12 protein-coding genes are annotated in these 11437 nt (G+C 44.8%); 10 read left to right on the forward strand and 2 right to left on the reverse strand.

What is annotated here, in order from left to right; all coding sequences use genetic code 11:
• Window position 1: 1 nt before the first annotated feature.
• The 7 genes from HCN83_RS16720 to HCN83_RS16750 all read left to right on the forward strand — a co-directional run bounded on the left by HCN83_RS16720 (window position 2) and on the right by HCN83_RS16750 (window position 7159).
• The gene (locus tag HCN83_RS16720; RefSeq protein WP_168009373.1) at window positions 2-979 is read left to right on the forward strand and encodes an alpha-ketoacid dehydrogenase subunit beta; all 978 of its coding nucleotides are present in this window, start codon (window positions 2-4) and stop codon (window positions 977-979) included.
• 105 nt (window positions 980-1084) lie between these two features.
• A complete protein-coding gene (locus HCN83_RS16725; RefSeq protein WP_168009375.1) occupies window positions 1085-2395 on the forward strand; it encodes a dihydrolipoamide acetyltransferase family protein in 1311 nt (436 codons plus the stop codon).
• A 3-nt stretch (window positions 2396-2398) separates the two neighbouring features.
• Window positions 2399-3811, forward strand: coding sequence for a dihydrolipoyl dehydrogenase (lpdA, locus tag HCN83_RS16730; protein WP_168009377.1), 1413 nt, complete (start codon window positions 2399-2401; stop codon window positions 3809-3811).
• Between the two features lie 215 nt (window positions 3812-4026).
• The gene (locus HCN83_RS16735; protein ID WP_168009379.1) at window positions 4027-4950 is read left to right on the forward strand and encodes a polysaccharide deacetylase family protein; all 924 of its coding nucleotides are present in this window, start codon (window positions 4027-4029) and stop codon (window positions 4948-4950) included.
• Between the two features lie 12 nt (window positions 4951-4962).
• A complete protein-coding gene (locus HCN83_RS16740; protein WP_168009381.1) occupies window positions 4963-6084 on the forward strand; it encodes a M23 family metallopeptidase in 1122 nt (373 codons plus the stop codon).
• A gap of 198 nt (window positions 6085-6282) precedes the next feature.
• Window positions 6283-6723, forward strand: a complete 441-nt coding sequence (locus HCN83_RS16745; protein ID WP_168009383.1) for a hypothetical protein — start codon at window positions 6283-6285, stop codon at window positions 6721-6723.
• Between the two features lie 127 nt (window positions 6724-6850).
• Window positions 6851-7159: an SAV0927 family protein gene (locus HCN83_RS16750; RefSeq protein ID WP_168009385.1), complete on the forward strand. Its 309-nt coding sequence runs from the start codon at window positions 6851-6853 to the stop codon at window positions 7157-7159.
• A 51-nt stretch (window positions 7160-7210) separates the two neighbouring features.
• Here the strand turns inward: HCN83_RS16750 and HCN83_RS16755 are convergent, their stop codons facing one another.
• Window positions 7211-8692, reverse strand: coding sequence for an aminotransferase class I/II-fold pyridoxal phosphate-dependent enzyme (locus tag HCN83_RS16755; RefSeq protein ID WP_168009387.1), 1482 nt, complete (start codon window positions 8690-8692; stop codon window positions 7211-7213).
• 97 nt (window positions 8693-8789) lie between these two features.
• Here HCN83_RS16755 and HCN83_RS16760 point away from each other — a divergent pair, with 97 nt between their 5' ends.
• Window positions 8790-9068 carry a UPF0223 family protein gene (locus tag HCN83_RS16760; RefSeq protein ID WP_168009389.1) on the forward strand — a complete coding sequence of 93 codons (279 nt, stop codon included), beginning with the start codon at window positions 8790-8792 and terminating at the stop codon, window positions 9066-9068.
• A gap of 104 nt (window positions 9069-9172) precedes the next feature.
• On the opposite strand, the gene HCN83_RS16765 is transcribed toward HCN83_RS16760, so the two are convergent.
• Window positions 9173-9817, reverse strand: coding sequence for a YktB family protein (locus HCN83_RS16765; RefSeq protein WP_168009391.1), 645 nt, complete (start codon window positions 9815-9817; stop codon window positions 9173-9175).
• A 298-nt stretch (window positions 9818-10115) separates the two neighbouring features.
• Between HCN83_RS16765 and HCN83_RS16770 the strand changes: the two genes are divergently transcribed.
• Window positions 10116-10304, forward strand: coding sequence for a hypothetical protein (locus tag HCN83_RS16770; protein ID WP_168009393.1), 189 nt, complete (start codon window positions 10116-10118; stop codon window positions 10302-10304).
• A 198-nt stretch (window positions 10305-10502) separates the two neighbouring features.
• Complete coding sequence (locus HCN83_RS16775; RefSeq protein WP_168009395.1) at window positions 10503-11270, forward strand: inositol monophosphatase family protein; 768 nt, start codon at window positions 10503-10505, stop codon at window positions 11268-11270.
• Window positions 11271-11437: the final 167 nt, after the last annotated feature.

An 11437-nucleotide genomic window follows, 5' to 3' on the forward strand; every position in this document is an offset into this window, starting at 1 on the left:
TATGGCGCAGATGACGATGATCCAGGCCATTACAGATGCAATGCGTAATGAGCTGAAAAACGATGAAAAAGTACTTGTATACGGGGAAGACGTAGGAAATAATGGAGGCGTGTTCCGTGCGACAGACGGCCTTCAGAAAGAATTTGGCGAAGAGCGTGTGTTTGACACGCCGCTTGCTGAGTCTGCAATCGGCGGGCTGGCTCACGGGCTTAGCCTGACTGGCTACCGCTCAGTTATGGAATTACAATTCTTCGGGTTTGTTTTTGAAGCTTTTGACTCCATTGCCGGGCAAATGGCGAGACTGCACTACCGTTCCGGCGGTGTTTACAATGCACCGGTAACCATTCGTTCCCCATTTGGGGGCGGTGTTAAAACACCTGAAATGCATGCGGACAGTCTCGAAGGGCTGATGGCCCAGACACCAGGTCTGAAAGTCGTCATTCCATCCAATCCGTATGATGCGAAAGGTCTCCTGATCTCAGCAATCCGCGATAATGATCCGGTCGTTTTTCTTGAGCACATGAAACTCTACCGTTCGTTCCGTGACGAAGTACCGGAAGAGGAATATACAATTCCACTTGGAAAAGCTGATGTAAAGCGAGAAGGAACTGACGTATCCATTATCACTTACGGTGCAATGGTCCAGGCTTCCCTGAAAGCAGCGGAACAGCTTGAAAAAGACGGCATATCAGCTGAGGTCATTGACCTTCGTACGGTCAGCCCGCTTGATATTGAGGCGATTATTGAATCTGTAGAGAAAACGAACCACGCTGTTGTCGTGCAGGAAGCTCAAAAGCAGGCCGGAATCGCAGCAAACGTAGTTGCTGAAATTAACGACCGCGCGATCCTCAGCCTCGAAGCACCTGTAGGACGGGTAACTGCAGCGGATACGATCTTCCCGTTTGCAGCAGCAGAAGATACGTGGCTTCCGAATGATAAAGATATCGCAGCGAAAGTAAAAGAAACACTGAACTTCTAAATCTGCATGAAATGACCCGCAGGAGGAGAGGCTGATATCAGAATCTCCTCTTTGCGGCACTTTCAATCAATTTAAGCAAACATTACTTGAAATGGAGGCATTTCCATGGCATATGAATTTAAGCTCCCGGACATTGGGGAAGGAATCCATGAAGGCGAGATCGTCAAATGGGAAGTAAAAGAAGGCGACGAAGTAAAAGAGGATGACATACTCTGCGAAGTGCAAAACGATAAAGCAGTGGTTGAAATCCCGTCACCGGTAGAAGGAACAGTTAAGCAGCTTCACGTTGAAGAAGGAACGGTTACTACTGTCGGAGAGGTAATCATTACATTCGAAACAGATGCAGAGCCGCCGGCTGATGAAGACGAGGAAGAAGCGGAAGAAGCAAAGGAAGAAAGCAAAGAAGAGCCTAAAGAAGACAGCAAGGATGCTCAAAAGGAAGAAGCTCCCGCCGCTGAAGCTTCATCTGAAAGTGCTTCGAAAGAAGATGACGGCAGCCGCGTCATTGCAATGCCTTCCGTACGTAAATATGCACGCGATAAAGATGTAAACATCCGTCAGGTGCGAGGCAGCGGGAAAAACAGCCGCGTACTGAAAGAGGATGTTGATGCCTATCTCTCCGGCGATCAGCCTGCTGAAGAATCTGCTTCTGCCTCAACTGAGGAGAAGAAAGAAGAAAAGCAGCCAGTTGCAGCTTACGAGCCAGCTGAAGGCCAGTCAGAGACGCGCGAGAAAATGTCTGGTATCCGTAAAGCTATTTCTAAAGCGATGGTTAACTCGAAGCACACAGCACCTCACGTAACGCTTATGGATGAAATCGAAGTTTCTGCTCTCGTAGAACACCGCAAGCAGTTCAAACCGGTTGCACAGGAAAAAGGCATTAAGCTGACGTACCTTCCTTATGTTGTAAAAGCTTTGACAAGTGCCGTACGCGAGTTCCCAATGCTTAACACATCTCTTGATGATTCAACTGAAGAGATTGTCCACAAGCACTATTACAACATTGGAATTGCTGCTGACACTGAAAAAGGTCTGATGGTGCCGGTAGTCAAAAGCACGGACCGCAAATCTATTTTCACGATCTCAGATGAAATCAATGAGCTTGCCGGAAAGGCACGCGACGGAAAACTTGCTTCTGAAGAAATGAAGGGTGCTTCAATCACGATTACAAATATCGGTTCTGCAGGCGGTCAATGGTTCACACCTGTTATCAACCATCCTGAAGTAGCCATCCTCGGACTCGGCCGAATTTCTGAAAAAGCCGTAGTAAAAGACGGGGAAGTAACGGTTGCCCCTGTTTTAGCCTTGTCATTAAGCTTTGATCATCGTATCATTGATGGTGCGACTGCACAGCACGCAATGAACCACATTAAGCGCCTGCTGAACGATCCACAACTATTGGTAATGGAGGGATAGTGCATGGTAGTAGGAGATTTTCCTGAAGAGGTAGATACGCTGATTATTGGGTCCGGTCCCGGTGGCTATGTAGCCGCCATCCGTGCTGCTCAGCTTGGACAAACGGTAACGATCGTTGAAAAAGGGAACATGGGCGGCGTTTGTCTGAACGTCGGATGTATTCCTTCTAAAGCGTTAATTGAAGCGGGCCACCGTTTTCATAACGCTGGAAATTCTGACGACATGGGAATTTCCGTCGGCGATGTAAAGCTGGACTTCTCTAAAGTTCAGAAGTGGAAAGGGTCTGTCGTTGACAAGCTTACCGGCGGAGTTGAAGGACTGCTGAAAGGCAATAAAGTGAATATTGTCCGCGGAGAAGCTTACTTTGTCGATGATGAGACTTGTAAGATTATGGACGACAAAAACTCGCAGACATACAAGTTCAAAAACTGTATCGTAGCTACAGGCTCCCGTCCAATTGAGCTGCCTGCCTTTAAATTTAAGGAAGGCAAAGTCGTTTCTTCAACCGGTGCTCTGGCACTGGAGGAAGTTCCTGAAAAGCTTCTCGTAATCGGAGGAGGCTATATCGGAGTAGAACTTGGATCTGCCTATGCAAATCTAGGATCTGAAGTAACGATCCTTGAGGGTACAAAACAGATTCTTCCAAGCTTTGAAAAGCAAATGAGTCAACTTGTTTCCAAGCGCCTTAAAAACATGGGTGTAACGATCAAGACGGAAGCCTTTGCACAGGAGATGGAAGAAACAAAAAACGGTGTGAAGGTAAAAGCTGAAGTAAAAGGGAAAGAAGAAGAATTTGAAGGAAATGTTCTTCTTGTTACAGTTGGCCGCCGTCCTAACACAGATGAGCTTGGTCTTGAGCAGGCGGGAGTTGAACTTGACGATAAAGGTTTTGTAAAGATAGACAAGCAGTGCCGTACGTCAGCTTCAAATATTTATGCAATTGGAGATATCGTAGCTGGACCAGCTCTTGCGCATAAGGCATCTTATGAAGCAAAGGTTGCGGCAGAAGTGATCTCCGGTGAAAAGTCTGAGATCGACTACACGGCTATTCCGGAAGTTGTATTCTCAGGACCTGAACTGGCTCAGGTTGGACTTACGGAAGCGCAGGCTAAAGAAGAAGGCTATGACGTTACTGCAGCTAAGTTTCCATTCCAGGCTAATGGACGTGCGCTTTCTCTGAATGAGTCTGAAGGCTTTATGAAAATGGTAACTCGTAAAGAAGACGGGCTTGTGCTCGGTGTTCAAATCGCCGGTCATAACGCTTCTGACATGATTTCAGAAGCATGTGTGGCTATTGAAGCCGGGATGACAGCTGAAGATATTGCACTGACAATTCACGCTCATCCATCGTTGGGTGAAATCACGATGGAAACGGCAGAAGTTGCACTTGGCATGCCGGTTCACATTACAAAATAAGCAAGTTCTTACTCATACCTTTAGTGAAGCGCTCCGTTAATCCGGAGCGCTTTTTCCAATGCGACTGAAATAAATTCATTTTGATTGCATTAATAAGACGAAACCATATTTTGTAAGAAATTATCAATATATTGACGTATTACCGCTTGGAGCATGGAAAGTGTGTGTGTTAAAATCAGGGAGGTACTTAGATAATTCAAGGAGGCGGCTTAATAATGAAACGAACGGGAATACTCGCCGGTGTGATACTGGTATTTGCTGCAGGATGTGCGGAGAACGATGGAAATACGAACGATGCCGCTGAAACGAATGTACATAACGAGGAAAACAATCAGGCAAACGAACATAACTCAACGAATGATGACGGGAACGGAATCAATGAAAACGAGACGAATAATGTACAGGATACAGATGAAAGTGATAACAATGAAACCGATACAAATGCCGATCAGGATACAGGCGAAACTAATACTGATGAGAATGACAATGAGGAAGATGAAAACGAAGAAGCTGCCGAACCGGCTTATTATATAGCAGGTGATGCTTCTATACAGCCGCTTGATGATGCCGATGAGGAAATAGTACTGATGACAATTGATGATGCTCCCGATAATCACGGTGTACAAATGGCTGAAAAGCTGTCTGAACTCGAAACACCGGCTATTTTTTTCGTGAACGGGCATTTTATAACTTCTGATGAGGGAAAAGAGCAGCTCGAGGAGATTTATGAGTTAGGCTTTGAGATCGGAAACCATACGATGACACATCCAAATTTAAGTGATGTTTCTGCGGAAGACACAGAAGCCGAAATAGTTGAGTTGAATGATATGATTGAAGAAATCACCGGGGAACGGCCGAGATTCTTCAGAGCACCATTTGGTGTGAATACAGATGCTTCAGAAGAAGTGGTTGAAGCAGAAGGTATGCAGAGTATGAACTGGACTTACGGATATGACTGGGAAGCAGATTATATGGAGGCTGGTCCGCTTGCAGAAGTAATGGTAGAGACGGAAAACTTGCGTAATGGCGCGAATCTCCTGATGCACGACAGGGAACATTCACTTGAGGCGCTGGACGAGATTGTTGGTGGATTAAGAGATAAAGGATATGATTTTGTAGACCCTGATGACATTGAATAGGAGTATGAATATATGAAAAAGTGGTACTTAATTTCTGCCGGCCTTCTGCTTGCAGGCTGCGCAGATGTTATGGAGGATTCAGATTCCGAAACTGACAACAATGAATCGGCAGAAGAACAGGAGCAGCATGAACTGACTTCCAGTGAAGTAAATACGGAAAATGGAAACAATGAAGAGGAACACGAAGAACCAGAGCCGGAATATGATGCAGAGCTTGAGCTTAAAGGCGACTATGTTTATGCAGATGAAGCTGCTGAGGCACTTGACATATCCTATATGTTTGATGAGGTGGACCGTTCTGTGAATCTCACATGGGAAGAGCTTGACATCTATTTAGTAGAACGGATCCCTGTTATGGAAATAAACGGTCAGTACGTCCCTTATGAGGCGGATTTTCTTGAAACAAATGAAGGAGAAGAGGCCCTGCTTCATCGTGATTTGTTTGAATACGGATTTGAAGCTGATCTTGAGGAAGAAGACGGCCGGCTTTTCGTCACATTGCCGGAAGATCCCCCATCTATCGAAGCAGAGGCAGATATTGAGTCGATGACTCCTGACGAAATGGTGGCTTATTTAGAATTTTTGGAACGCCCGATCGAAGATGCTTTTGTCAGTACGGTAGAGAGTCATCTGCCTGGAGCGCCAAGGGACTACCGTAATGGAGAACATGAAGGTATAGATTATTATGACTATGCCTCAGGTGTCGAAATAACGACAGATACCCCAATCTATGCGATGGCAGAAGGTACTGTAGTCAGATCTGATCTGGACTATGAGGATTATCCGTCTGAAGAGGAACGGGATGCTGAGCTCGAGGAGGCCGCAGAAGTCGATTTCACTCCGGAATATATCTTGGACCGGCTGCGTGGTCAACAAGTGTGGGTTCAGTATGACCATGGAGTGATGATCCGGTTTGCACATTTGGATGACATTCCGGAGGATGTAGAGGTCGGAGATTCGGTCGATGCTGAAACAGTTATTGGTTATGTCGGAAACTCTGGTACCAGCTATGCGTTAATCGGTGAAGACGGTGGTCTGCACCTTCATAAAGATTTATTAATTGACGGGCAGTTGTTTTGGGAACCATTTACGCTGGAGGAAACAGCTGACATCCTCCGCGAGCTGTGGCCGTAATCTAATCGAAAGTTTTTGGAAGAGGCGTGGGCTGAAAGAGAGCTCACGCCTCTTCTCATTTACTATACTTTAGACTCATTTTTTCGAATAATTTAAATATCCGTCTTTTATAGACAAAAGACGACATGATTTTAAAAATGTCTATGTTATGATGAGCTCAACAGTGGATATGGGGCACGTAAAAGGTGGTGGAGCAGAATGAACAAATCAGATTTCCTGGATGAAATGCGACTTGAAGTAGGGTTGGCATATGATTATGCCGTCAGTCAGGAAGATTTTATGGTTCGTATATTGAAGACGATTCACGCAGCTGGCAGAAAGCAAGCTGTATTAACCATTCATCAGAACACAGATGAAGGGTTAAAACTCAAATATGCGCTCGGCATCCGTGGTCTTTCAAAAAAGCAGGAAACTCTTGGGCAGGGCTTCCTGTTTCCTGAAAGCCTTCAAATGGCTTCATATGTTAAAAAGGGAAGAGATCAGGCTCTTTATCTCCCCGTTTATGCCGGAACTCAGCTAACGTATATGATCAGCGTTAAACTGATCGACTCTGCTTATCATATCTCTAATCAGGATCTGATATTTGCTGAAGAGCTGATCCAGTTTATTCAGGCGAAACAGTCCACTTTCCATTCGTAGAAAGTGGACTGTTTTCTGTCTTTGGCTCTTATTCTGTGCCGCTTCTGGACAGAAGCAAACGCATAAAGAACAGACATTTGTAATATTGACTGAATTTTCTTATAATATAGTCAGAGGAGGGATTTTCATGGAGTACTGCCGGGAACTCTATAATGTTCAAGAAAAAGCGGATGTTCAGTTTATTGGAGTTGATATTGCAGGAGACCGTTACGATTATGCCATCATTTACTCCACGATGTTTTTCGGTAAAACATTAGTTGTATGCCTGCATACCGGACGTCAGCTGCTGCTTGATTACAACACGCTGGATGACAATAAAACTCTTATGGAAATGTTTCATATGGTAGATGAAACCGACACATCCATCTTGGCTTCCTATTTTAAAAAGGCGATGAAGCCGTATGCAGCGATGCCACCCTCTGTAGCAGGTCAATAAACAACTTAACTAAAACGTGCTGCAGCTTGTCATGCTGCAGCACGTCTATTTCTACCTGATCGGGCGGCTCTCGCGAATCACTCTGATCATTGTTAAGGATTTATCTTCCAGCCCCTGAACAGGAAGACCGGACTCCATATTTTTTCTAATGTAATGCAAATTCTCTTTTTCAATAATTTCGCCGGGAATAAAAACGGGTATCCCGGGAGGATAAATCATAAGGAATTCTGCACTTACTCTTCCTGCAGAGTCGACTAGCGGTATTTCTTCTGTCTCTGCATAAAAAGCATCGCGCGGTGAATAGGCTAGTACCGGGATTGAAGGTACTTCCACCTCTGCTCCATTATCAACCCAAGTTCTTGAGGGGAGCATTTTTCTGCTGAGATTTTCCAAAGCACTTCCCAGCCGGCTGATTGTATCTGCTGAATCTGCCGGTGTGATAATGACAAGTATGTTATACAGATCGGACAATTCCACTTCAATATTCTCGTTTTCTCTAAGCCAGACTTCGGCGTCATAGCCTGTGATTCGTAGCTCCTTCACGCTGATCATCACTTTTGTCGTATCCATATCGTACCTGGATTTATGATTCAGTATTTCTTTACCCGGGGCAGAAAGTCCGGGAATATCGTTGATTTGTTGACGTAAACGTCCGGATAACTTTAGAGTTCTTTCTATTTCATTCCTTCCATTTACTGCTAAATGTCTTCTTGCCGTGTCCAGCGAAGCTAAAAGGATGTACGACGTGGAAGTTGTTGTCAGCATACTGATAACTGACTGCACTCTGGCAGGATGCACGAGGCTGCCCTGCACATTCAATACAGAACTTTGAGTGAGCGATCCTCCAAGTTTGTGGACGCTTGTTGCAGCCATATCCGCACCCGCCTGCATAGCTGAAAGCGGCAGATCGTCATGAAAGTGGGTGTGGACTCCGTGGGCCTCATCTACAAGGACGGGAACCGCTTGTTTATGAGCTGCTTCTACTATTCCTTTTAAATCAGCAGCTACGCCGAAATAAGTTGGATTAATAACGAGAAATGCTTTTGCATCCGGATGAGCTTCAAGTGCACGCTCTGCAGCTTCCAGTGAAATCCCATGTGAAATACCAAACTCTTGATCTATTTCCGGGTGAACAAAAACCGGTCGGGCCCCAGCAAATATAACAGCAGACATAATGGACTTGTGTACATTCCGGGGAACGATAATTTTATCCCCGGGTCCGCAGACGGACATGATCATCGTTATAATAGCTCCGCTCGTTCCTTGCACGGAAAAAAACGTATGATCAGCGCCAAATGCTTCTGCTGCAAGCTGCTGGGCTTCATCAATAATCTTTTTGGGGTGGTGCAGGTCGTCAAGCGGCGCGATGTTAATAAGATCCATTTTCAATACATTGGCGCCGACAAAATCCCGGAAGTCCGGATCCATGCCGGCTCCTTTTTTATGTCCGGGTATATGAAACTGAAGCGGATCTTTGTTAATATGTTCTAGCAGACCTTCAAATAAAGGTGCCTTTTCCTGGACTCTGTTCATGATTCATCCTCCCATTTACTATGAGTGCACCTGAGGAGCAAACAAAAAAAGTATAGCAGAAGCGGCGTCTAAAATATAGCAGAAAAGAGTGGTAGCAATGAGTGATCAAGTTTATTTCCCGATTTCCCAAAACTGGAGTACAGAGGAAGTCATTGATGTTGTCCAATTTTTTGAGGTGGTACATCAGGCGTATATGAAGGGAGCTTCACGGGAAGAGATTATGAGTGCCTATCGTGCATTTCAGCAGGTAGTTCCTTCAAAATCAGAGGAAAAACAGCATTTTAAAGAGTATGAAAAGCAGTCCGGAGAAATTCCGTTTTATGTAGTCAGAAATGCAAAGCAGGCTAAAGCAGGGGCAATAATCAGAATGAATTAAAAAGAAGGAGCCTTCCAAATAGGACGGCTCCTTTCTTTTTATAAATCTCATCAGAGAGTATATACAAGCAGGCTTGCGTTGAAGTCGTTCATTAAATATTATTGCTACACTTTCTGCTCATAAAGCTCCATGCTGTTTTCATAAAGCGGGAGCAATGTTTTAAATACGGATCTGATTTCGTGTTTGAGTGCTTCCGGATCCTGGAGCATGGGATCATCAGCGTTAATTGTACGACCGCAAAGGATCTCAGCTTTCTTAACAGATTCGAGTCGGTGCAGCATAGAATCCAATTCTTCTTTTGAGAGAGAATTGTGAGGTATTGTCGCGGGCTTCGTATGATCAACGCTCCACACGAATGAGTCCGGTATGGAATTTAAAAGTGTTTCAGATGTTTTCTTCCATTCATAGCCGAGTTCCTGTTTCACAGGAGATTCATAAATGACAGCGAACCAGATAAATAAGTGGCTTCCGAACATGCCAATCTGAAAGTGAGGAAGCTTTTTATAGCCGCGCTTATTGTTGCAGAAAGCTACCCATGTGTCATCAGGAGGATTTACTTTACGCCGAGCATGTTTAGCTACGTGATAATACATCTCGTTTCCGGTCAAATCAGTAAGCTCCTGAGCGAAATCGGCACCGAGTGCCTCCAGCTTAGGGCGGATCCGCTCTTTTAATTCATGCATTCGTTCGTCGAGTCCATCGACAGCAAACACATCAAAGTCATTCTGGTTAAATCCACTAAATCCCATCATCTCACCATCCTGTAAGAAATACGCACAAACTGCATACAAAACAAGCTGTGCGGGTAAACGTACTTTAATAGTATTTTAACAAAGAAGAAGCGCAGAAGAAACGATCTCGCCTTTTGAACTGGAAGAAGATAAACAGGTTTAAATTATCAATAATTAAGGAATTAAAAAAATAAGAAATATTATTGTTGCAAAATTCGGATAAATGATCTACCCTAGGTATAACCCATTTATCATTGTCGGAATCTTCTTTCAAATTAAAAATCCGAGTCTATCGGATACAAAAGGGGTGCGAATCATGGAGAAGGTCATACAAACGTTAAAGAGAAAAGATGGGGAGCGTCGTATCCCTGTACTCAAATTAGAAATTGATTATGAGCTGCAGACCCTGTACGATGCCATGCAGGCCAGTGAAATTGAGCAGATTGAGCTCAGCAAGGGCCGCCTTGAAGAACTCCGCAGCGAATGGCTCCGTCTGGAAGCCTGAGCTACCGCAAGAATCTGAACCTATTCCTGGCATTGTAAATTCACATTGCCCTTCATGAAAAACCTCATGAAGGGATTTTTACGGGCTTCTTCCGGCCCCCCCCAAGGCCTTCTCCCACCTCTTGAAAGTTGCTTCCCTTCTCACCAGTATGATATAAGTGAATACATCACCTAACTTTATTAAAGGACGTGTCGGTTTATGGATCACGCACATTTAAAGCAAAAAGCGCTAAGCTATGTAGAAGAAGCGGCGGCGTTTATTAAAGATGCTATGAAAAATACATATGGGATCGATACGAAAGCAAATAAGGATGATCTCGTCACGGATGTAGACCGTAACGTCGAAAAGCTGTTTATAGACAAAGTAGCCAAGGACTTCCCAGATCATCGGTTAATGGGGGAAGAGGGCAGTTATAAAGATATTGACGACTTATCCGGTTATGTTTGGATACTTGATCCGATAGACGGTACGGTCAATTTCGTTCATATGGGAACCTATTTCGCAATTTCCTTAGGGATTTTTAAAGATGGAGAGCCGGTTATCGGAATTATTCTGGATGTGATGAATGACGAATGGTTTGTATCAGAGGCTGGAAAAGGGGCAGAATTGAATGGCAAAAGATTGCCGCAGCTGCCTGACGTTGCTCTGGACGAGGCGCTCGTTTCATTTAATACCGGTTGGGTGCTTAAAGATACGAGGCTTCAGGAAATCGTTAAAAAAGCCCGCGGTACGCGTTCGTATGGATCCGCAGCGCTTGAGATGGCTTATGTGGCATCGGGAAGAATCGACGCCTATATCAGCATGAATTTAGCTCCCTGGGATGTAGCAGGAGGCTGGGCAGTATTAAAAGAAGTAGGCGGAGTAGCGACGACGTACGAAGGAAACGAGCTTACTTTTCTGCAGAAGGATACTTTATTTGCAGCAAGCCCATCCATATATAAACAAATCAATGCTCACTTAAAATAATCTTGAAAAAACAGAGGTCCCTGAAAGGGGCCTCTGTTTCCAGGCGTGTGCCCGGCATGTCTGACAGCTTGGTGGTGAAAGTCCACTACGGGCTTGGCAATGGGAACCGTTAGCGAATGGCAAGGGTGTCCGGGGCGACCCGGAATCTGAAGGAAGCCGGACGCAAA

This window comes from Alkalicoccus luteus, assembly GCF_012034335.1.
Lineage (GTDB): Bacteria > Bacillota > Bacilli > Bacillales > Salisediminibacteriaceae > Alkalicoccus > Alkalicoccus luteus_A.

Coding starts and splice junctions, on each gene's coding strand:
- HCN83_RS16720 (WP_168009373.1), top strand. CDS start 2: ATGGCGCAGATGACGATGATCCAGGCCATTACAGATGCAATGCGTAAT.
- HCN83_RS16725 (WP_168009375.1), top strand. CDS start 1,085: ATGGCATATGAATTTAAGCTCCCGGACATTGGGGAAGGAATCCATGAA.
- lpdA (WP_168009377.1), top strand. CDS start 2,399: ATGGTAGTAGGAGATTTTCCTGAAGAGGTAGATACGCTGATTATTGGG.
- HCN83_RS16735 (WP_168009379.1), top strand. CDS start 4,027: ATGAAACGAACGGGAATACTCGCCGGTGTGATACTGGTATTTGCTGCA.
- HCN83_RS16740 (WP_168009381.1), top strand. CDS start 4,963: ATGAAAAAGTGGTACTTAATTTCTGCCGGCCTTCTGCTTGCAGGCTGC.
- HCN83_RS16745 (WP_168009383.1), top strand. CDS start 6,283: ATGAACAAATCAGATTTCCTGGATGAAATGCGACTTGAAGTAGGGTTG.
- HCN83_RS16750 (WP_168009385.1), top strand. CDS start 6,851: ATGGAGTACTGCCGGGAACTCTATAATGTTCAAGAAAAAGCGGATGTT.
- HCN83_RS16755 (WP_168009387.1), bottom strand. CDS start 8,692: ATGAACAGAGTCCAGGAAAAGGCACCTTTATTTGAAGGTCTGCTAGAA.
- HCN83_RS16760 (WP_168009389.1), top strand. CDS start 8,790: ATGAGTGATCAAGTTTATTTCCCGATTTCCCAAAACTGGAGTACAGAG.
- HCN83_RS16765 (WP_168009391.1), bottom strand. CDS start 9,817: ATGGGATTTAGTGGATTTAACCAGAATGACTTTGATGTGTTTGCTGTC.
- HCN83_RS16770 (WP_168009393.1), top strand. CDS start 10,116: ATGGAGAAGGTCATACAAACGTTAAAGAGAAAAGATGGGGAGCGTCGT.
- HCN83_RS16775 (WP_168009395.1), top strand. CDS start 10,503: ATGGATCACGCACATTTAAAGCAAAAAGCGCTAAGCTATGTAGAAGAA.